This is a genomic window from Pseudoalteromonas sp. NC201, from assembly GCF_002850255.1.
In the GTDB taxonomy this organism is placed as follows: Bacteria; Pseudomonadota; Gammaproteobacteria; order Enterobacterales; family Alteromonadaceae; genus Pseudoalteromonas.
Genome location: NZ_CP022523.1, coordinates 1,183,171 through 1,205,034, shown reverse-complemented (window position 1 = coordinate 1,205,034; position 21,864 = coordinate 1,183,171). Strand labels below are relative to the sequence as shown.

Below are 21,864 nucleotides of genomic sequence, written 5' to 3'. Positions count from 1 at the left end.
TAGTTTCGCAACTGTTTAAATTAACAGGAAATTATAATTATAAGGTAAGTTAATGAACGTTAAGCCACTTGCTCTTGCTATCACGGCAAGTTTGTTCACTCTTTCAGGATGTTCTACTTCTAATCTCCAAAAACAAGATATTACAGTTCAGCCAGCAACCGATGTCCCTGATCATGCCAACTCGTCTTTTCACGTGGATTTTGAGAAGTTCACTTTAGATAACGGCTTAGATGTTGTTTTTCATATTGATAAATCCGATCCCGTCGTTGCCGTCACCCTTGCTGCACATGTTGGCTCTGCACGTGAAAAGGTAGGCAAAACTGGATTTGCTCACTTATTCGAGCATTTATTATTTTTAGAGTCTGAAAATTTAGGTAAAGGTGGGCTAGACAAGCTAAGTGCTCGAGTGGGAGGCTCTGGTGCAAACGGCTCAACTAACCGAGATATCACGAATTACATGCAAACGGTACCCAATGATGCACTGGAAAAGATGATTTGGGCTGAGGCCGATAAACTGGGCTATTTCATCAACACCGTAACAATCCCCGTTCTTCAACAAGAAAAAGAAGTAGTAAAGAACGAAAAGCGTCAGCGCGTCACTAACCAACCTTACGGTCATGTATTTGATGTAATTACAAAAAATTTGTATCCAGTCGATCACCCATACAACTGGCTGCCATTAGGCTCCCTTGAAGACCTAGCTAGCGCTACGGTCGAAGACGTCAAAGACTTCTATAAACGGTGGTATGGACCGAATAATGTTACGTTAGTTATTTCTGGAGACTTTGATAGTAACCAGGCAAAAGCTTGGGTCGAGAAATATTTTAACTATATTCCAAGAGGACCGGAAGTTTCACCCCAACCGAAGCAACCCATCGTGTTGACGAGCAGCAAAAAACGCTATCATGAAGATAGTTTTGCGCAAGTTCCTCAGTTAACACAAGCTTGGCCTTCTATGCCGCGTTTTCACCGAGATAGCTATGCGATGGATGTGCTAATTAAGCTGTTAACTGATGGCAACCAAGCGCCTGTAACCAATGAGCTCGTTGAGAAGCAGAAATTAAGCTCTGGTTTAATGCTACTTGATATCCGCTCTGAATTAGCTGGCGAGTTACTCATGATGATAACCGCCTATGACGGTGTCGATTTAGATCAAGTTGAGCAAGCGATTGAAATTGGGCTAAAGCGCTTCGAAACAGAAGCATTTTCACAAGACGATCTTCATCGTGTAAAAGTGGGTATAGAAACTGAGTATTATCGGAATCTATCAAGTGTTGTAAATAAAGGCGTCGCGCTTGCCGATTACAATTTGCTGCTAAATGATCCTGGATACATTAATAAAGAAATTGACTTGATGCGTGCAGTCAGCGCAGACGATATCTGGCGTGTTTATAACACATACCTAAAGAATAAGCCTTTTGTTTCAACTAGTTTTGTACCTAAAGGTAGTAAAAAACTCGCTGTTGACACCGCCCAAAAGGCAGTGATTAAAGAAGAGCAGATCAACCTTGAAGACATCAGCGAACTCGATACGGCCAAGCCACTCCAGATTAGCAAAACACCATCCAGCTTTGATCGTTCCATTGAACCCGAGTTTGGAAAAACTCCGGTAATACCAACGCCAGATGTAAAAACAGCTCAGTTAAAAAATGGACTAGAGGTTTTTTCGTTATACAGTGACGAAGTGCCATTGGTTGAAATAAAACTTACTATTGATGGTGCATTGTTACTCGAGTCGCCAGATAAAAATGGTACCGCTAACTTAGTTGCAAATATGCTGACCCGGGGGACAGCGACAAAATCAGCTGAAGAGTTAAACAATGAGATTAGACAGCTAGGCTCAACTATCACAGTAACAGCAGAGCGCGAGCAAATAGTGCTAAAAGCAAGTACTCTGGCACGTAATTATGAAGCCACAATGGCATTAATTGGTGAAATACTGACTCAACCGAGGTGGGATTTAACTGAATTTGAACTTGCTAAACAAACGGTTACCGGACAACTACAACAATCATCAGCAGATCCCGAAGCCATCGCCCAAAAAGAGCTATACAAGCTTACATATCCAAGACATCACCCGTTAGCAAATAATACACTGGGCACAGAAGAAAGTATCTCGAAGATAACAATTGATGACCTAAAAGCCTACCATCAAAAAAATATAGCCCCACAATTGGCAAAATTATATGTAGCCGGCGCTGTCAAACATGCAGATATTCAAAAGTCTCTTGAGCAGCTAATTGACCACTGGCCCGCATCAAAAGCAACACTTCCTCTTTTACCTGAGCCAAATGCACTTAATTCTGCAGCAATATATTTTTATGATATTCCGCAGGCAAAGCAATCGACACTACTAATTGCTCATCCGTCACTTAAAGCAAATCACACTGACTACTTTAACGCAACAGCGATGAATTACATCCTTGGCGGTGGTGGGTTTTCTTCTCGCCTTGTTCAGGATCTAAGAGCAGACAAAGGTTATACCTATCATATACGCTCAAAATTTGACGCTACACCAGTCTCTTCAATGTTTGAAATAAAATCTAACGTCCGAAGCAATGTCACTTTGGAGTCTCTGGAGTTAGTAAAACAAATCGTCGAAGAGTACGGGAACACGTATACTTTAGCCGATTTAACAACGACAAAAAATTACTATTTAAAAAGTAATGCCAGACGCTTTGAAACCTTAACAGCAAAAGTTAAAGTACTTGAGCAAATTGGGTCTCTGAATTTGGCAAACAACTTTATGCAGCAGCGCAACGAACAAACCGAAAGCCTGGGAGTTGATGACATGAAGGGACTTGCCAAGCAGTATATTCATCCGAATAAACTAATATATATCGTGGTTGGAGATGCAAAAACGCAAGCTAATCGCCTAACGGCGCTAGGACTTGGCGAAGTGATAAGACTCAATTAACTTTGGTAAAATAACAAAGTAATAAAGCATGATAAGTGTGAGCGCAGAGGAAGCGCTGATAGCACTTATCATGCTAACTTTAGCATCGAAGGTAAAGTAGAGAGTACACTAGCAATCAGATTAAGGGTAAAGTGATGGCTGCTTTGGTACCTTTACCAATCACTGACGTTAAAGATAGTTCACCACCGTGAGATTTAATGATATTAGATGCAATCGTTAACCCAAGTCCTACGTGTTTTTCTGAGGCTTTAGTGGTATAAAACGGATCAAATACTTTATGCACCAGCTTATCCGCAATCCCTTCACCACAATCGAAGATATCGATAGAGAGCGTTTTACTCTCAACTTTCGTGGTGATTTTAATGGCCTTGCGCATTCTACCGGTACTTTCTAAGGCGTTCTTTATGAGGCAATAAATACCGTGTTCTAGAAGTGCTGGGGCACAGTGCAACTCAAACCGCTCTCCTTTTTCAAATTCAATTAGGCTCAAGTTTGTACCATCCAACTCCAAATTAATCATCACAGAATCCATAATTTGAGAATAGAATTCTACTTGCTGAAACTGAGTTTGATTGCTCTCAAAAAACACACTCAGCTCTTTAACAATCAGTTGAATTCTGTCGAGTCCTGAGTGCATTTCAGCCATCACATCATCACTTTCACTCAAAGCCCAGTTTAGTTGATACTCTTTTTCCAATTCACTCAGCGATTTTGCACATTCAGGAGAGAGTTGCGAATTATTTGCCAAAAATTGCCAAGCTCGATACAACTTAACCAACGAACTTTGTACAAACTCTAAGTTACTTTTTAAGTACGCAAGCGGATTATTAATTTCATGGGCGACACCTGCAGCAAACTGCCCTACCGATGCGAGCTTTTCTGATTGGATCAAGGCTTGCTGCTGCTCAGCAATACGGTTATATGCCTCTCTTAAGGCATCATTTGACGATTCAAGTTCATGAGTGCGCTGCTTGACCTTTTCTTCCAATCCTTCGTTAAGTTTGGTTAGTTCATCGGTCAACAACTCAAGTCGATTTAAATCTCGGTAAGAGCGTAGCGAGCTGGTTAACATAGTGAAAAGACGAGATTTTGTGAGGTCAGTTTTATTTTTATAGTCATTAATATCATAGCGTAGCATGACTTCATGTTCCGGCACACTGCCGGGCTGGCCAGTGCGCAGTACTATTCTTACGTTATGATAGCCAAGTTCTTCACGTATGTATTGCGCACATTCTAAGCCCGCTTCTTCACTTTCCATGATGACGTCGAGTAAAATTAATGCAACGTCATCTCGATTGCTTAAGATATCAATCGCTTCTTTTTTGCTATAGGCATGAAGCAACTCGAGCGGTTTTAATTCAAACCGATAAGCCGTTAACACAAGTTTAGTCACATCGTGAACTTCAGGTTCATCATCGACAATCAACACCACCCAAGGAGATGCAGACTCGTCTAGGTTTTGTTCATCAGGCTCTGAAACGTTTAAGAATGATAATGGCTGCTGCTGACTCATTAAAATGACACCCTTACTCCTATTTCTTAAGGATGGTACAAATCCACAGGTTTACCAAATTATTCGAACCAGAAAATAGTATAAATTTAGCGTTATGGTAGGAAAAAATACTGAGTGACGATAGAACGGGATCTGTACTGTTAAGAAGCCACTCTTCGCAGTACATCAGGTTTAAATATACTTATGCGTTTAGCGCATCCTTATAGTGTTTTCTACAAAGAGAAACATATCTATCGTTACCACCAATCACAACTTGATCGCCATCCGCAATGGCCTTGCCATGCTCATCGGTGCGAAGCACTCGGTTTGCTTTACGACCACAGTGACAGATGGTTTTTAGCTCAATCAATTTATCTGCCCACGCCAGTAAATATTGTGAGCCCTCAAACAGCTCACCACGAAAGTCAGTTCTCAGACCATAGCATAATACCGGGATCCGCAGCTCATCGACGATATCCGTCAGCTCTGCGACTTGAGCTTTTGTTAGAAACTGGCACTCATCTACCAATACGCAGTCAATTTTACTCTCGGTGTGGGCAGACATCAGCAGTGCTTTCACATCTGTTTGGCTTTCAAAAACTTGCGCCTCAGCTTCTAAGCCGATACGCGACGCTACTTTGCCCACGCCAGCACGGTTATCAATTGCAGCAGTGATAATAAACGGGCGCATGCCTCGCTCTCGGTAGTTAAATGCCGACTGCAATAAAGTTGTAGATTTACCGGCATTCATTGCCGAATAGTAAAAATAAAGCTGGGCCATAATAGATATTTCGAAATAAAAATTCGCGCTAGTTTACTGGCTAACGATTAAAAGATCTATTGCTTATCCATTTGGCTGGGTTGTGAACGCAAATACTCACTATATAAGGTGTCGAGGTTAATAAGCTGACTTGCACGCCACACTTTCCAGCTTAATTCAGGGTGCTGCTGATAAAACTGCTCAGAAAATGCCATAAAACCAAACGACGTTTCTATCGGTGGAAAAACCGCTTCCAAGTGGTTAAAGGGAGGCGATAATGTGATTGGCATATTACCGATTTGGCAAAGGCCAATGGTCGCATCTAGTAATTCATTTTCAACCAGTGCAATAGCATGCTCCAACGAGTCGGTTTCGAATATGGAAAAATGCTTGGGCATACTTTCTCGAATAGCATACCCACGAGGTACTGCGAGTTCTATTTCTTTGCTCAGATTTAATGTTGCTTTGTTAGTTTTGCTTTTGAGTAAACAAGTGCTGATCCGATTAATTGCATATTGCTGTGCAATAGTGCCATCGGGATTCTTTGGATACGCCATTTGCTCTTCTCTGGATGCTCGGTGACTTGCCACCACAGCATCAACTTTGCCATTTTCCAGCTCATGCAAGCAACGGCTCCATGGCTTTCGAGTGTAAGTGAAGTTCACCTCTTTTACGTGCTCGTCAAGCTGTTGCACTATCTGGATCGTGACGCCTGGATTTGCCGATGGCACAGTTTGCCCTGCACCATGGATAAAGGGTGGAGCATGTTTATCTTCATAACAAAAGCGAACCTCTGTTGCCATACAGGTCCACGAAGTAAAAACGCAAAAAGCAATAAATAGCAGTCTCAACATTCACTCCAAACATGTAGTAAATCGAAATAACAACGATTAACCACTAGTATACTCTATTTTTTAAAGCTTACTCCCTCGTGTTGCAACAACCACTCTTTCGCTTCAAGTCCACCAGCATATCCTGTTAGTTTGCCATTTGCACCAATAATGCGATGACAAGGCACTATGATACTAATTGGATTTTTGCCGTTGGCAGCGCCAACAGCACGGACGGCATTTTTGTTCCCTAAGCGCTCCGCTATCCAACCATAGCTATGCGTTTCACCAAATGGTACTTGTGCCAACACCTGCCAGACTTGCTTTTGAAAGTGCGTACCATCCACATCAAGTACCACATCAAAGCGTTGGCGTTTGCCAGCAAAGTATTCTGTTAACTGTTTTTTTGCCATTTCTGTATGCCGATTTTCCCCTTGCTCATAACGCATCTTTGGAAAAAAACCAACATATCGTAAACCATTATTGGATGCTTGTATTATCCACTCTCCAGTGGGCGAGGCTAATGTAGTTTCAATCATAATTGTTGCCATAGTTGAAAAGTTAAATAAGAACGAAAAGGAGCACACTTTTCGATATCTATTGTTTTTAAGGATTTTTCCATTGCCTTTTTGACACCCAAATCACCACCCAAGTAAATGTCTGGGTGACTCAATCCGCGCATTTTTGCATAGTCGACAGTCCAAGGGCCTATCCCTTTAATATTTAACCAGTCATCAAGTTCAACATGTTCCGAACCAACATATTGCTCAGCGAAAGCTTTAATAGCCGCTTTTCTCCGCTCAGGCATTTTGAAAAAGGCGAGATCACTATCAAATACGGCCTTAGGCTTAGGGAAGTAACGCATGCCATCTTCAGCTACCTCACCAAGTGTTTCAACCAATAAAGCAAGTAAGTTTCTCGCCGCTTGAACACTGATTTGTTGACCTAAAATAGCTCTCATTCCCGCTTCAAACTCACTCCAGATCCCAGGTAATCTGAGTCCCTCTTGTAGCGGCAAATCAGGTGCGGCTTCATGAAGGTGAGACTCAATAAAACAGGTATCCGCATCCAAATCTAACACACGCCTGATCTGCGCAATCATCGGAACTAACAAGGATAAATCACAGAGCGCGATAACCACTTTAAAGCGATGTTTTTCAGGCTCGATAGTCGCGGTGAAGCGCCCTGTTTCCCCTTCTATCATCACGGTTCGCCCATAACCGTTTTCTGTTAACCACTCGATACCTGGCACAATTCTCATTGCTAAAAACTGCTGCATTTTATCCCAGTTGTACGGTGGTCGATAAGACAAGTAAATCGCAATGGCTGAGCCACTACCTGCGTCTCTTCTGAGTTGACTTGGTGATAACTGATACAGTTTCTGGAATGCATCATTAAAGCGTCGCAATGAATTAAACCCGGCGGCAAACGCGACTTGCGTGACAGGAAGGTCACTTTGCTGTAATAGCTGCTTAGCTAAGTCACATTGCTTATAAAGTGCATATTGTTTGGGGCTGGTGCCAAAATATTGATTGAATACTTTATTTAAATAACGGACCGAAATGCCTAACCTATCGGCTAAGTCTTCTGTCGAATGACGTATCAAGGCCCCCTCGTCGATTAACTTTTTGGCTCTGACTGCGGTTGTTTCCGTGCCAAGCCATGCATAACTACCCGGTGCGCTGTCAGGGCGGCAGCGAATACAAGGTCTAAAGCCAGCTTGCGCTGCATTGTGGGCAAATTGAAAATACTCAACATTTTTTTCTTTTGCAGCAGGTGCTGGACATATTGGCCGACAATAAATGCCGGTGCTCTTTACCGCAACAAAAAACAACCCATCAAATCTAGCATCGCGACTATTTCTAGCTTGAGAACAAACTTCTGGTGTATACATGACTTTCGCTCGTACTTCGTTTTCACTCAGTCTAATAGCTATCACTATAGCAAACTAGCCATTTTTGGTACTCAACCATATTTGGAGTATTCATGAAAAAAGCCCGCTAGGGGCTTTCTAACCTGAGCTTCGGATAACTAATGCCTTTCTAGCAGCCAGTTTTAGCGCTAACTGCGTTGAATTCACTTCCAATAGCCCGCTATTAATGCGTAAATTCGCCTTGCCTACAGGAAGTAGGTACCTTAGCGAGAGCAGGACGCGGAAGCGGTGTTTTCCCTAAAACTCTCTGGCTAGACAGAAAGTCATTCAAGATAAATTTTAAAACTATATGTTAGCTCATTACTTACCCAAACCTCAGGTTAAATAACTGAGGAAAAAGTACTAACCTATTGCTTGATTATATCTGCGCTCGACTTCAGACCAATTAATGACGTTGTAAAAAGCCGCGATGTATTCTGGTCGACGATTCTGATATTTGAGGTAATAAGCATGTTCCCACACATCTAAACCCAATATTGGGGTGTGCTGCTCCATGTAGGGACTATCTTGGTTAAGACTACTCGTCACCGCTAATTTGCCACTCTCATCTACAACTAACCATGCCCAGCCACTGCCAAATCGGCTGACAGCAGCGTTTGTAAATTCAGTTTTAAAGCTATCAAAACCGCCGAATTCACTTTCTATCGCTTGTTTTAACGGCCCATCACACAAAGGCGCAGAATTCGGAGTCATAATTTGCCAGAACAAACTATGGTTATTGTGCCCGCCGACATGTTCTTGCACTGCTTTTTGTAAGGTTTCAGGTAACGTTTTAATGTTTCTCAGCAACGTTTCGGTGTCTTTACCCTCGAACTCCGTCCCCTCTAATGCTGCGTTTGCTTTATTTATATATGTCTGATGATGCAAAGTATGATGGATCTCCATCGTTTTCGCGTCGATATGTGGTTCCAGTGCATCATATGCGTACGGTAATTCAGGTAAGGTATAAGCCATTCGACCTCCAAATGTTAATGTAAAACGCGAGAATGCTGGTGCGTTACCAGCATCGCTTCGTTAATTTGATGAATAAGCTCAGGTAAATGAGGATAGCGTGTTGCAAAATGGATCAGCTCTTGTCGAGTTTTATGCAAATGATGTAAGACGGTAGGCGCAAGTTCATTGTTATATTCGAGGTAGGTTGCATGTATCTTCAGATGGATTGAGATAAGTTGCTGGCACGCTCTATTTGGTTGGTCAAGCGCAATAAAGGTATCAGCTAGATTATGTGCGGATACTACGACGGCTGGTAAACTGTGCTCTATGGCACTCATCACGACGCTGTCCTTTTGGCATAATAAAAACTCATCTAAAATACCTGTCGCGAGTGTCAATGCAACCTGATATTCATCACGGGCACGCAGAAATATTTGCGCTTGATATGCTTGATTACCAGAGAGTATTTTAGCTTGCCAAGGTGACAACACTGAAGATAACGCGCAAGCTCCGCTTGCTAAGCGATTTGCACTAAGGTCCATGCGATTTTTCATATTTTACCCTTATACCGAACTAGCTTACTTGTGCAAGCAAACCAGTATGAGCTATTGGGGCACTATATGATCACACAAACATTAATGCAAACTATTTTCATTTGTGTTTATTTAATTTCTACACACTGATGTGTTACCAAAGAGTCCTCGGTTAATTCAAGTGTGGTATGCGACAATCCAAACCGCGACTGTAAACTCTCTTTTAACCGCGCTAGCGTGCTTTGGTCGCTCAAGGACGTAATGACAACTTGCGCCTCTAAAATATATTCATGCTCATTGAGCTGCCAAACATGAATATGGCTTACTGTCTTAACATTCTCTTGAGTCTCAAGGTATTCCTTAACCTCTTGAATATTCACATTATCTGGCGTCGCCTGCATGAGAATTCTAATACTACTTTTGCTCAGTTCAACGCCATGGTAAATCACGTATGCGGAGATCAATACAGTGGCGATAAGATCCACCACATACCATTGATATAAGATGATTAATGTTCCAGCCACGATCACTGCAACGGAAGCCGCAGCATCAGAAACATTGTGAATAAATGCCGCACGAATATTTAGGCTGGTTTTTGCACCTGCAGAATAAGTAATAAGTGCTGTGATAACATCGATAACTAACGCCAAGGCCGCGAGCCACACCACTATCCAGCCATCAATTGGCTCTGGATTTAAAAATCGAGAAATCGCCTCGAATAACAGATAAACCCCAACAACGATGAGTGTCGCACTATTAATTAACGCCCCAATTATTTCAGCACGTTGATAGCCATAAGTGAGTTCAAGTGAGGCCGGCTTTCTTGCAACTTTTTGCGCGACTAACGCGATAATAAGCGCACCGGCGTCACTTAAATTATGTAGCGCATCAGCAACCAAAGAGAGACTACCAGAAAGAATGCCACCAACGACCTGCGCGACACTCAGTAGAATATTAACAAATACGGCCCAACCGAGCTTATTTCCATGATGGTGATGATGTGCGTGAGACATACTAAATCCTATTTATTGATCCGAATAAGGGGCCACTTTCAATGGCCCCCACGGGCATTACGAATTTTTAATTTGCTTTGAGAATAGTGGATAAAGTGCTGGCAATACAAACAACGTCAGCAAGGTTGACGTTAATAATCCACCAACAATTACACTGGCAAGCGGCCTTTGAATTTCAGCGCCCACTCCTGTCGATAGCAGCATGGGAATAAGTCCCAGCGCTGAGGTTATCGCAGTCATAAGCACGGGTCTAAGCCTTGAAATTGCTCCCTCAAAGACACCCGAATGAAGCGATTCTCCCGCAGCCAATCGCTGGTTTATGCTCTCAACCATGACCACACCATTGAGTACCGCGACACCGAATAAGGTGATAAACCCAACCGAGCTTGGGACCGAGAGATATTGTCCTGAGATATATAAAGAAAATACCCCACCAATGACCGCAAGCGGCACATTCACTAAAATAAGCGCAGCCTGAGCCATTGAACCAAATGCAAAGTAAAGCAAGAGTGCTATTAGCGCCAAAGATAACGGCACCACGATTGCCAAGCGTTTTTGTGCTCGTTGCTGGTTTTCAAATTGACCACCGATTTCAACACCATAACCTGTTGGTAAGTCAACTTTACTATCAATAGCCGCGCGAATATCACTTACTACACTGCCCATATCCCGGCCTTGCACATTAGCTTGGATCACCACTCGACGTTGAACGTCATCTCGTCTTACTTGCGGAGGACCAGATTGATATTCAACATTCGCAACATCAGCCAACCGGATCCACGCCCCTGAACTTGATTGTAAACGTATTTCTTCAATAGTCTGTTTGCTTTGACGGTACTTGGGTGCCAAGCGGACATAAATATCATAGCGTTCGTTACCGTTGATGACCTGCCCCGCTTTACTGCCACCAATGCCATCTTGCACTAATGCCATTACGTCTCCGACAGCTAAACCGTAGCGCGATAACGCTTGACGTTTTGGGGTGATGATCAGCTGTGACTCACCTGCTATTTGCTCAAGTTGTACACCTTCAGTCCCTTCAACTTGCACCACGGCCGCTTCAATTTCCTTGCCTTTTTTTGCAAGCACAGCTAAGTCAGGGCCAAACAACTTAATCGCCAACTGCGCTTTAACACCTGAGAGTAATTCATCGACACGCGTCGCAATAGGCTGTGAAAAATTAAACAGTAAGCCGGGATAAGCCGATAGTTTTTGTTCCATCAAAGCTTGTAATTCGTAGCGATTATTTGCGCTTTGCCACTGTGCTACTGGCGCAAGGCCAATATAGATTTCAATGTTATTTACCGGTTCAGGATCGCCCCCTATCTCCGCTCGACCAATTCTGCTTAGCGCGTAGTTTACTTCAGGAAAAGTGAGCAGCATTTTTTCCAGCTCAGGCGCAACATTAAGCGCGGTTTCAAGACTGGCGGAAGGCGCTAGCGTTACCCTTAGGTTGATGGTGCCTTCTTCAAGCTCTGGGACAAACTCGGTACCAATTTTAGTGAACGTAAAACCGGCCGCCGCCATCAATAATATGACGATTGCCATCAACAACTTTTGCCTATGCAACACTCGATTTAACGTCCAGCGGTAGCCTTTTTCTAGCGCGACGAGAATTATACTCTCTCGCGCTTTAACGCCATGTTTAAATAAGTAGGTCGCAAGCGCTGGGACAATGATAAGGGCAACAAATATCGCCGCAACAACAGCCAAAATAATACTGATTGCCATGGGTTGAAATAACTTAGCTTCAACCCCTTCAAAACTAAATAACGGGGTGAACACTACTAAGATAATACTGGCAGCAAAAAAGATTGGCCTTGCCACTTCCTTTCCTGCGAGCTCAACAATGAGTCCTACAGAGAAGTCATCACTTTCCTTTTGCCTTGTTAGGTGTTTAAAGATGTTTTCTACCATCACCACTGAGCCGTCGACTAACATCCCTATCGCGACTGCGATACCACCTAGCGACATTAAGTTGGCCGATACGCCAAGCCACGCCATAACCACAAGTGCAATGGCAATTGAAATAGGAATTGAAATGAGCACCAGGAAAGTCGCTCTCAGATTCATTAAAAACAGCGCGAGCACCACAACGATAAAAATAAATGCCAGTGCCAAGGCTTCAACGACAGTTTGTACTGCTTTGCTGATCAAATCAGACTGATCGTAAAACGGCTCAAACCTTACCCCTTCGGGTAGCGCTTTATTAATAAGTTCCACGCGGTTGTTAATGCTATCAATAGTTGCTTTGGTGTTTGCTCCCATTCGCTTTAGCACTATGCCTGTTACGACTTCACCGAGCTGTTCCACTCCACCAGAGGCGCTTTTTCTAGACATCGTGACAGCGCCTTGACGGATTTCTCCATCAATCGATACAGTAGCAACCTGAGCCACAGTCACGACCGTGCCATCAATGGTTTTGACGGGCACGTTGGCAATCTCCTGGATCCCCTTCTCCCCACTTTGAAACCAGCCAGTTCCGCGGATCACCAACTGCTCTTGACCGCGCTCTAAATACCAGCCGCCGACATTTTGGTTATTACGCTCGATGGCACTCACCACATCTTGCTGAGTGAGCGCATAAGCCAATAGCTTATTTGGGTCGATATTGACTTGATACTGGCGCACATCGCCGCCAAAGGCCAATACATCAGTTACTCCGTCAATTGGCATTATTAGCAGCTTGACCACCCAGTCATTGAGACTACGTAAGGCCATTGCATCATATTCAGAGTTCGGCTCGCTCATCAGCATATATTGAAATACTTGACCAAGCCCTGAGGTATTTGGCCCCATTTCCGGCGTACCCACACCACTTGGGATCAACTCCTTTGCAGCTTGGAGGCGCTCAAATACCAACTGTCTGGCAAAATAGATATCGGTGCCTTCCTTAAATACTACCGTAACGCCAGATAGACCAGTTTTAGAAATTGAACGCACTTGCTGCACATCAGGCAAGGCATACATCACAGCCTCAATGGGATAGGTGATTAACTGCTCAACTTCTTCCGCTGCCAGTCCCGGCGCCTCAGTATTCACCGCAACCTGCACATTCGTTACATCGGGAAACGCATCTAAGTTGAGTTTTGGAATAGTCACGCTAGCAGTTGCCGTGATAACGAGTAAAAAAAGAATAATTAGAAGCCGATTGTTTACAGACCAATCGATAATTCGATTAAACATGATGAGGCTCCCCTTAATGGTTATGCGGATCGAAGCCTGATTTGGCTTGCTCTGAGGCAATAAAGAACGCCCCGGTTACGGCCACGCGCTCACCCACAGCCAAACCGATAACTTCAACCTGAGCGCCAAAGTCTTCACCTAAAGTCACTTCTTTGGGATAGAACTCGCCGGGTGCTTCTTCGATGTACACCACCCAATCGCCGTCAGGCCCACGACTTAGCGCGTCTGCAGGTAACGCAATGGTTGGCTCTTTTGACGGTATGATAAAGTTGACGTTAACAAACATCCCTGCGTGTAGCTTGTCGTCACTATTTTCAACCAATAGGCGGATCTGTCTGGTTCGAGTAATGGGGTCGATTGTATGCGCTTCTTGGATAACTCGAGCCGCATATTGCTGATCTTCTATGCCAATCAATGCTTTAGAGTTAACCGCTAACGAAAGTTGAGAGTTCGGTTGTAAACGGGCTTCCACCCATAGCTCGCTTTCATCAGTGATTGCCATTAAAGTTGTGCCAGAAGCAACATGCTGGCCCTGAGTAAAGGCATCTTGAGTTACCACCCCCTCGCGCTCAGCAACGAGCGTATATTGGCCAAGTTCACTGGCAGGCTTAGTGGCTATTTCTTTGATCTCCTTTTCTGTTACTCCAAGTGCCAACAACTTTGAATAAGCCGAACTAAAACCGGCACTTGCTTGAACGCGTTCACGCTCACTGATGGTTTCTTTGCTTAAGCGTTTAACTCTATCCCACTCTGTTGAAGCGACCAAATACTGCGCTTGGGCCTGCGCCATTGCCTCTGAGAATAAGGTGATAAGTGGGTCGTTAACATTAACCATAGAGCCAAGTGTAGTGTGTCGCTTTAACACGATTGAATCGGCTCTTGGCGATACTAAATAGCTGGTATAACCATTGGCTTTTACTTCTCCAGGTGCAAAATAAAAGCGCTCATGGCTTTCCAGCTTGACTTCTTTGGTCTGAATTCCAGCAAAACGCATCTGCTGTTGCGTTAGTACGATGGCATTTTCTTCCTCTTCATGTTCTTCATGACCGTCGCCGGCATATGCCAGCGAGCTAAAAAGCGCGTTCACCGCGAAATAGATGGAGAAAATTTTAAAATTTGTCATTCGATACTCTTTTACTCAAGAACGTAAGTTGACGTTCAAAACCGTTAGCTTGTTTAACGAATTGCACCAAGCATTGCTGTTACAGTGCCAATTCGTAAACAAGAATGCGCTTCTCAAGCAGACGTGATTTATCTGTAATCAACGTCATCAGCTAAGAAGGAGTAATACCAATCAGGGTTAAAGTAGCTCATGTACTTAATACAATTGGTATAAACGGAGTGGGCAATATCACTGAAAGCAAAACACATAAGCATAGAAAACAGGTCTAGTTGTTTGCTCACAAACACGAATTTGCGCTAAGTTGGGTTTATCAATTTACGCATTAACCTAAACACAGGTTAGTGAAGTTAAATTGAGTTCACGCCTTCAATGATAACCGCGACTTAAGCGATCGGTGGACGATGTGCTTGCTCTACAAAAGCACGCACTTTAGTATCTGATTGAGGATAAATTTCGCTATTTGGTCGCATTTCAAAGGGGATAAAAGATTTTAAAATCACTAAATTCAAATGCGTCCCACTGCAATGGCCACAGTGGTGGCAATCTTTTGTATGATGGTCGCTGGGGTCTGCTTGCACATCTTCAGCATGATCGTGAGTATGTTGGAGGTGAGACACTTCGATTTGATGGAAGCTAGATTCAGACGCGAATACACTCACAGATTGCACCGCAAGTAGAAGCATCACAAAAATCAAAACTAGCTTATTCAAATCTACATTTCTCTTTAAAACAAAAGATCGTTGTCAATTTACCACCTGCACTTGTTCTGTCAATAGTAGCGCTAAGCTTTAAGTCTTATTTTTTGCTGTCATTACTGATCCTACTCAAAATGAAATAACAATAATTTGCATTGTTAGGCCAAAACATCAACTTAAATGCGAATTATAATCAATATATAACACTATGTTTTATAAAGATTTTTCATTGACACATCACATAAATCCGTTAGACTAGCCGCATATTCACAGTTTGAGGTAACAGCATGCAAGGTAAACAAAAAGTCATCGACGCATTCAATAAGCTATTAGCCAATGAGCTTGCAGCTATCGATCAATATTTCATCCATTCACGTATGTACGAAGATTGGGGGTTGAGCAAACTATACCAACGCCTTGAGCACGAACGTGAAGAAGAAACCACGCATGCAGATTGGTTGATCAAACGCATTCTTTTCTTGGAAGGGGTACCTAACATGACAAAACGTCGTGATCTACTCATCGGCCAAGATGTTAAGTCCATGATGGAAAACGACCTAAAACTAGAGCTTGAAGTTGTCGAATGCGTTAAAGAAGCAATCAAAATCTGTGAAGAAGAGCAAGATTACCAATCTCGAGAAACGCTTGAAAAGCTGTTGTTTGATACAGAAGAAGATCATGTTTACTGGCTAGAGCAGCAAATTCGCCTGATTGATCTTATCGGTGCTCCGAATTATATCCAATCTCAGCTTTAATATTAAGGACTCGACAAATGAAAGGTGATAGAGAAGTAATCGGAGCGCTTAATAAAGTTTTGGCCAATGAGTTGGTAGGTATCAACCAATACTTTTTGCACGCACGTATGTTTAAAGACTTCGGTTTTAGCCAGTTAGACAAAGCGGATTATAAAGTCTCAATACAAAAAATGAAAAACGCTGACCGCCTTATCGAGCGAATTTTGTTCTTGGAAGGCCTTCCTAACTTACAAGATTTAGGTCGTTTAAAAATTGGTGAAAACAGCGCTGAGATGATTGATTGCAATATGGCATTTGAGCAAGCGTCTTTGGTCGACCTCCAAGCAGCAATTAAATTGTGTGAAGAAAAGCAAGATTACATCAGCCGTGAAGCGTTAGATAAAATCCAAAACGAGCAAGAAGAGCAAATTGACTGGCTTGAAACTCAGCAACATCTAATTAAGGTGATGGGAATAGAAAACTACTTACAGTCTCAACTATAAGTATTTAATTGAGGTTGCGTGATAATGTACTGTTACGCAACCTGATCAGTGACATCAACAATCGCAATCAGCTTTTCATTTAGAATTTTCTTCGCACAGTTACAGCACTTTCCACACTGCTTACCAACAGATAATGTCTGGCTAAGATCACGCATTGAACGAGCACCATCGTCTATCGTCTCTGCAATCTTTTTATCTGTAACACCATGGCAAATGCACACGTACATAAATGAAAACCAATCTCAAACTCATTAACTGAAAACAAGTCTAATCTAAACGATAACAATTATCAACACATACCTTAGCTATAAATGCGAATTATTTTTCTTTGTAAGCTGCAGCAAAGACTTCGTTATTCACACTTCGTAAAACGTCGTACTCAAGCCGACGTTTATTTCTATAAAATTAAGAAAAATCCAGTAAAACTGCTACGCTTAACTTAACCAGATGAGTTTCACTTTAAACATGAGAGTTTGGGTGCACTTTCACCCAAGAAGATTGTTTTGTTTGCTACAAATGACAAACCTTAAACATGTATAAATTGTTAAATATATTGCATAAAAACCAAGGTTTAAGTTGATTTCAATCTAGCATTTCCGCTAGACTTCGCGTCACCGCTAACAGTTTTATTAGCGCGGATCAGCTTAGTTTGATTTGGTAACATGTTGTTAAAGGACTAAATGAGATTGGATAGAGAAAGGTCTTTTAATGAAGCAAGCGCTATTGTGTTTTTTTATATTATTATCTTTGTGTTGCATAGTCGCGCCTAGCCACGCCCATAACTTCGGTCAATATACTTCTCGTTTCTCTGTTGAGGAGGGGTTAAGTCAATCAGCAATCACCGCCATCACACAAGATAAACATGGCTTTATTTGGATCGGTACTCTTCAAGGCTTAAACCGCTATGACGGCAATCAAATCGTTAGTATTGCAGCCTCTCAGGGTCTTGATGAGCAAGAAATAGTTGGGCTATTCAATATCTCGAATGACGAGTTACTGATCTCTACTGGTATCAGCGGTGCGTTTTTACTGAATGTTGATGACTACACAGTTCAACAAATCTACGACGGTAAACGTCAAGACAACAACGCAGCTCCAAAACCCATCGCTACAGCCATTGCTCATCGAGAAAATATCATCTTCTCCATTGAAAGTGACCTCTACACATTAGATCGCGATACGTTAAAGTCAGAATTACTCACTCACTTCGCACCAAGTAGCTACATTCGCGCCATAAACGTTATCGGTAATTTTGTGATTATTGGTACAACGGAAGGTCTATTCACCTATTCTCTTGCGACCGGCAATGTAGAGCAAATAAATTACACAGATTCAAAGTCAGAACTCAGTCATGATGTTAAATTACTCAAACGCGACCCATCGTTGGGGTTACTCGTTGGTACTGTAGAAGGCTTATTTGTAATTCCAGTCAGTAATCAAACACTTGTTGCTTCAAAAAGCTATGAGCTCGTTCCTGAGAAAAATATTTGGGGACATCAAATCACTCCCTATGGCGAGTTTATTGCTACCGAACATGGATTGTTGCTTATTGATAGAAGAAAAAAAACCAGTTCAAAGGTGCTTTCCTTAACCGAAGGGCAATATCGTCTCACCAACCCCAGTATCACTAACCTTTACGCAGATAGAAACAATAACCTATGGATGGGCACGTATAATGATGGTGCATATTTATGGCCTTCAAGCTCGCTGCGCTTTACAACATTTATAAACACCCAAGACAGGTTTGCCAATAACAATATCTGGTCGATTCACCCTACCAACAATAACACGGTACTCCTCGGTACGGATAACGGCATTAATGAGTTTGATTTGAGCACCCAGCAATTGAAATCCAGTTACCTGCAAAATAGAGACCCAAAAGCGCTGTACGGAGCAGATGCTGTATTCTCTATTTTTAATTCTTCATATTTCGACAAAAATACATTTCTTATACAAACAACTCAAGAGACCGCACTATTTAACACCGACACCAAACAGCTAAACCCAATTACGCTTGAAAATGGTGACAAACTTGAACCATATAGCTGGGGTATTGCGAAGTACTCAGAAAGTAAGTTTCCATTTATCAATAGCAACGGGTTTTATGAATATGATGCTGCCACTAGTACAGTGCGGGCATTAGAAGGACTGTCAAAGCAGCTGGCAGCGGCACAGAGCTTTTTGATCCTACCGCCTTTGGATACGACTAACGATGAATATTGGATAAGTACGGACATCAGTTTGGTCAAATATAATGAGTCAACAGATACCCTAACAACAATTTACAACAAATCGGATAAGCACTTGGTCTCCGCCGTTAATAGTTGGGTAGTAGATAGAGCTGGAACACTATGGTTGGCGACCTCAACCGAAGGTCTAGTCGGGCTCAATAAAGATACTTACGCCGAAGAATACAAGCTAACGACTGAACAAGGTTTGATGAGTAATGCTATCTACAATCTCCAGTTAGATAGAGATGGAATGATTTGGGCCAGCAGTCAACGCGGCATGTTTAAATTTGATCCAATAAATAAAGTATTGGAAACCTTTGGAACGAATCAAGGCCTGCCGACGCTTGAGTTTAACGGAGGGGCAGCAGCAGCACTTGAATCTGGCAAGCTGATGTTCGGTACAGTCAACGGCTCTATCACTTTCGATCCGGAACAGTTTTCAGATGGCGCGGTTAAGCGCCGCCCACTACTGGTCACTCAAATGGATATTTTAAGCAGGGACCAAACCTACTTAGCACCTGATGCAATATTGCAAGCATTTGATTTTAAGTTTGATGACATGGGCATTGAGCTACTGTTTTCTGATTTTGACTTCAATGCCAATCATCATATTCAATACCAAGCTTCTTTGCATGGTCCAAGTGCACTTACGTTTTCAAACTTAAAACGAAACAAAGTATTTCTAAATCAATTACTCCCTGGTGATTATCAGTTAATCGTTGCACCGCATTCGCTTGACGGTGATGACCTGAGCAATGCACTCAACTTGCGCTTTCATGTTGCTCACTCTCCATGGCGCTCGCCTGTTGCATTAATCTTATACAGTCTAAGTGCATTCGCGCTAATATCGCTCGTCGTTATTAAGCACAAACAGAAACAACGTCAGCTTGAAACTGCACTTAAAGCCGTTACGCATGCAGGAAGGCAAACGAAGCTGGCGTTGAAATCAACCAAAAGCGGCGTTTGGTCAGCAGATGTCGTTGCACGCCAAATCACACAGCAGCGCGCCGAAGCGCTTGGCTTTAAGAGTGATACTATGACGTTGCAAGAACACTATAACGCCATTCATCCAGATGATAGAGAAGTTGTCGAGCGTGCTTGGAAGAAATTTATTTCTAACCCGACCAAAGAGCAGCTTTCTCTATCTTATCGACTGCGCTGCACTGACAATAATTGGCACTGGTTTCACGACTTTGGCCAAGTCGCAGAGTTTGACGCACAAGGCAAAGCCACTGAACTACACGGTATTTATACCAATGTAACCACGCAAAAAGCGAACCAGATGCGCGCAAATATGCTGGGTGAGGCCTTCAGCCAAGTGAACGATTGGATTGTGATCTTAGACCCTAACTTACAGCCCATTTCGGTCAATAGTAGCTTCTGTAGAGCATTTCAACTGCAGGAAAACGAAGCGTTAAACGACTTAACGACTGAGCGTTTTGTTAATGCCATCGGGCAAAAGAAGTTCCACGGTTTAATTGCAAATTTAAAATCTCTTGGACCAAATCAATATCTAAGACAGGAAGTTCAAGTTACAGACGGCTGGGATAAAGTGCATCCAGTTCAACTAAGCATTAGCGCGGTTTCCAAGGACAATGTGAATCTCCAATACTTCGTGGTCGTTGTTACCGATTTGACTGAGCAGAAAAAAGCCGAGAATGAACTTAGATATCTCGCCAATTTCGACGCTTTGACGGAGCTACCGAATCGCAGCTTAATGCTACAGCACATTGAATTTGCGCTGTTTAACGCAAACAACACACAGCAAAGCTGTGCCCTACTCTTTATTGACTTAGATAAATTTAAACCAATTAATGATGCCTATGGACATCATATTGGCGATAAACTACTGGTCGCGATAACTAAGCGGATCAAAGAGCAAATTAACAATAATTGTATCTTAGCAAGGCAGAGTGGCGATGAGTTTCTTGTGCTAATTAAGTCCTTCCCTAGCATCGAATATGTGAGCGAGGTAGTCTCCCGCTTAGTGAAGCACATACCCGAACGTATCGAAATTGATGGGATCACCATGAGTGTATCTGCCAGTATTGGCGTTGCAGTTTACCCGTTTGATGCACCGGACTCAGAATCCTTAATCCGTAACGCGGATATCGCCATGATCCATGCAAAGCAATCGGGAAGAAATGCATTCAAGTTCTTTACTGAGACAATGAATGAAGAGATCAGTAAAAAGCTTCGGTTAGAAACCGCAATGAAAACGGCAGTTAAAGACGGTGAGTTTTTCAATCACTATCAGCCTATCATCAATACCACAACGGGTCAGCTTGCAGGCGTTGAGTTACTCATGCGTTGGCGCAATAATGACATGCTAATTCCTCCATGCGATTTTATTCCAATCGCTGAAGAAAGCGGCTTGATCGAAACCTTGACTGAGCAAGCGCTTATCAGAGCCTTAATAGAATTGCGTCCATTGTTTACACAAGAACCAGACTTTTATTTATCTCTTAATTTAAGCGCGGTACATATTTTACGCTCAGATATCGCACACCAGTTCACTGAGATTTTAAAAGCGCATGGTCTTACTAATCGTTGCTTAAGACTTGAAATCACCGAGTCAATTTTTATGTCTGATATGGTTAAGGCACGAGCAACTATCAACGAAATGAAGCGGGCTGATTTTATATTGCTACTCGACGACTTCGGCACTGGCTTTTCTTCACTCACGTATCTGAATGAGTTCCCTCTTGATATTATAAAGATTGACCAAGGGTTTGTACGCAATATGAGCGCAAAACCCGCGAATAAATCTATCATTAGAACCATTTATTTATTGGCGCAAAGCTTAAACATGAAGTGTATTGCAGAAGGTGTCGAGACAGAATCTCAGCTTAATTATCTAAGAGACGTAGGCTGTGAATATATGCAAGGCTACCACTTCGCAAAGCCTATGGCGATTGACGATTTGCTCGCATTTTACGAACAGCATGAACGCTCACGAGCTTGATCGCGGGTTGAGTGGG

At 42.7% G+C, this 21,864-nt stretch carries 16 protein-coding genes; 4 read left to right on the top strand and 12 right to left on the bottom strand.

Annotated elements, in window-relative coordinates; genetic code table 11:
- Positions 1-52 precede the first annotated feature (52 nt).
- The gene (locus PNC201_RS23050; protein ID WP_102058590.1) at positions 53-2,917 is read left to right on the top strand and encodes a M16 family metallopeptidase; all 2,865 of its coding nucleotides are present in this window, start codon (positions 53-55) and stop codon (positions 2,915-2,917) included.
- Between the two features lie 115 nt (positions 2,918-3,032).
- Here the strand turns inward: PNC201_RS23050 and PNC201_RS23045 are convergent, their stop codons facing one another.
- The 11 genes from PNC201_RS23045 to PNC201_RS22995 form a co-directional block, all read right to left on the bottom strand.
- A complete protein-coding gene (locus PNC201_RS23045) occupies positions 3,033-4,430 on the bottom strand; it encodes an ATP-binding protein (RefSeq protein WP_010607518.1) in 1,398 nt (465 codons plus the stop codon).
- Between the two features lie 181 nt (positions 4,431-4,611).
- Positions 4,612-5,190 (bottom strand): thymidine kinase, encoded by a 579-nt coding sequence (locus tag PNC201_RS23040; protein WP_010607517.1) that lies wholly within the window; start codon positions 5,188-5,190, stop codon positions 4,612-4,614.
- Positions 5,191-5,246: 56 nt separating this feature from the next.
- Positions 5,247-5,972, bottom strand: coding sequence for a transporter substrate-binding domain-containing protein (locus PNC201_RS23035; RefSeq protein ID WP_227387831.1), 726 nt, complete (start codon positions 5,970-5,972; stop codon positions 5,247-5,249).
- Positions 5,973-6,076: 104 nt separating this feature from the next.
- Positions 6,077-6,538 carry a methylated-DNA--[protein]-cysteine S-methyltransferase gene (locus PNC201_RS23030; RefSeq protein ID WP_102058589.1) on the bottom strand — a complete coding sequence of 154 codons (462 nt, stop codon included), beginning with the start codon at positions 6,536-6,538 and terminating at the stop codon, positions 6,077-6,079.
- Positions 6,535-7,893, bottom strand: a complete 1,359-nt coding sequence (locus PNC201_RS23025) for an AlkA N-terminal domain-containing protein (protein WP_102058588.1) — start codon at positions 7,891-7,893, stop codon at positions 6,535-6,537. The genes PNC201_RS23030 and PNC201_RS23025 overlap by 4 nt, the downstream gene beginning before the upstream one ends.
- A 381-nt stretch (positions 7,894-8,274) precedes the next feature.
- Positions 8,275-8,886: a superoxide dismutase gene (locus PNC201_RS23020; protein WP_102058587.1), complete on the bottom strand. Its 612-nt coding sequence runs from the start codon at positions 8,884-8,886 to the stop codon at positions 8,275-8,277.
- A gap of 14 nt (positions 8,887-8,900) precedes the next feature.
- On the bottom strand, positions 8,901-9,419 hold the full coding sequence (locus PNC201_RS23015) for a hypothetical protein (protein WP_010607512.1): 519 nt from the start codon (positions 9,417-9,419) through the stop codon (positions 8,901-8,903).
- Between the two features lie 107 nt (positions 9,420-9,526).
- Positions 9,527-10,411, bottom strand: a complete 885-nt coding sequence (locus tag PNC201_RS23010) for a cation diffusion facilitator family transporter (RefSeq protein WP_010607511.1) — start codon at positions 10,409-10,411, stop codon at positions 9,527-9,529.
- Positions 10,412-10,468: 57 nt separating this feature from the next.
- Entirely contained in the window at positions 10,469-13,597 is a 3,129-nt protein-coding gene (locus tag PNC201_RS23005; protein WP_102058586.1) for an efflux RND transporter permease subunit, read from the bottom strand.
- Positions 13,598-13,610: 13 nt separating this feature from the next.
- Positions 13,611-14,720: an efflux RND transporter periplasmic adaptor subunit gene (locus PNC201_RS23000; RefSeq protein ID WP_102058585.1), complete on the bottom strand. Its 1,110-nt coding sequence runs from the start codon at positions 14,718-14,720 to the stop codon at positions 13,611-13,613.
- Positions 14,721-15,103: 383 nt separating this feature from the next.
- A complete protein-coding gene (locus PNC201_RS22995; RefSeq protein ID WP_010607508.1) occupies positions 15,104-15,430 on the bottom strand; it encodes a DUF2946 family protein in 327 nt (108 codons plus the stop codon).
- 272 nt (positions 15,431-15,702) lie between these two features.
- Between PNC201_RS22995 and bfr (PNC201_RS22990) the strand changes: the two genes are divergently transcribed.
- Both bfr (PNC201_RS22990) and bfr (PNC201_RS22985) read left to right on the top strand, forming a co-directional pair.
- The gene (bfr, locus tag PNC201_RS22990; protein ID WP_010607507.1) at positions 15,703-16,170 is read left to right on the top strand and encodes a bacterioferritin; all 468 of its coding nucleotides are present in this window, start codon (positions 15,703-15,705) and stop codon (positions 16,168-16,170) included.
- A 17-nt stretch (positions 16,171-16,187) separates the two neighbouring features.
- Positions 16,188-16,652: a bacterioferritin gene (gene bfr / locus PNC201_RS22985; protein WP_102058584.1), complete on the top strand. Its 465-nt coding sequence runs from the start codon at positions 16,188-16,190 to the stop codon at positions 16,650-16,652.
- 32 nt (positions 16,653-16,684) lie between these two features.
- Here the strand turns inward: bfr (PNC201_RS22985) and PNC201_RS22980 are convergent, their stop codons facing one another.
- Positions 16,685-16,879, bottom strand: coding sequence for a (2Fe-2S)-binding protein (locus PNC201_RS22980; RefSeq protein WP_010607506.1), 195 nt, complete (start codon positions 16,877-16,879; stop codon positions 16,685-16,687).
- Positions 16,880-17,360: 481 nt separating this feature from the next.
- On the opposite strand from PNC201_RS22980, the gene PNC201_RS22975 reads away from it, so the two are divergent.
- Positions 17,361-21,848, top strand: a complete 4,488-nt coding sequence (locus PNC201_RS22975; RefSeq protein ID WP_102058583.1) for an EAL domain-containing protein — start codon at positions 17,361-17,363, stop codon at positions 21,846-21,848.
- Positions 21,849-21,864 lie beyond the last annotated feature (16 nt).

Coding starts and splice junctions, on each gene's coding strand:
- PNC201_RS23000 (WP_102058585.1), bottom strand. CDS start 14,720: ATGACAAATTTTAAAATTTTCTCCATCTATTTCGCGGTGAACGCGCTT.
- PNC201_RS23020 (WP_102058587.1), bottom strand. CDS start 8,886: ATGGCTTATACCTTACCTGAATTACCGTACGCATATGATGCACTGGAA.
- PNC201_RS23040 (WP_010607517.1), bottom strand. CDS start 5,190: ATGGCCCAGCTTTATTTTTACTATTCGGCAATGAATGCCGGTAAATCT.
- PNC201_RS23045 (WP_010607518.1), bottom strand. CDS start 4,430: ATGAGTCAGCAGCAGCCATTATCATTCTTAAACGTTTCAGAGCCTGAT.
- PNC201_RS23030 (WP_102058589.1), bottom strand. CDS start 6,538: ATGATTGAAACTACATTAGCCTCGCCCACTGGAGAGTGGATAATACAA.
- PNC201_RS23005 (WP_102058586.1), bottom strand. CDS start 13,597: ATGTTTAATCGAATTATCGATTGGTCTGTAAACAATCGGCTTCTAATT.
- PNC201_RS23015 (WP_010607512.1), bottom strand. CDS start 9,419: ATGAAAAATCGCATGGACCTTAGTGCAAATCGCTTAGCAAGCGGAGCT.
- bfr (WP_010607507.1), top strand. CDS start 15,703: ATGCAAGGTAAACAAAAAGTCATCGACGCATTCAATAAGCTATTAGCC.
- PNC201_RS23050 (WP_102058590.1), top strand. CDS start 53: ATGAACGTTAAGCCACTTGCTCTTGCTATCACGGCAAGTTTGTTCACT.
- PNC201_RS22975 (WP_102058583.1), top strand. CDS start 17,361: ATGAAGCAAGCGCTATTGTGTTTTTTTATATTATTATCTTTGTGTTGC.
- PNC201_RS23035 (WP_227387831.1), bottom strand. CDS start 5,972: ATGGCAACAGAGGTTCGCTTTTGTTATGAAGATAAACATGCTCCACCC.
- PNC201_RS23025 (WP_102058588.1), bottom strand. CDS start 7,893: ATGTATACACCAGAAGTTTGTTCTCAAGCTAGAAATAGTCGCGATGCT.
- PNC201_RS23010 (WP_010607511.1), bottom strand. CDS start 10,411: ATGTCTCACGCACATCATCACCATCATGGAAATAAGCTCGGTTGGGCC.
- bfr (WP_102058584.1), top strand. CDS start 16,188: ATGAAAGGTGATAGAGAAGTAATCGGAGCGCTTAATAAAGTTTTGGCC.
- PNC201_RS22980 (WP_010607506.1), bottom strand. CDS start 16,879: ATGTACGTGTGCATTTGCCATGGTGTTACAGATAAAAAGATTGCAGAG.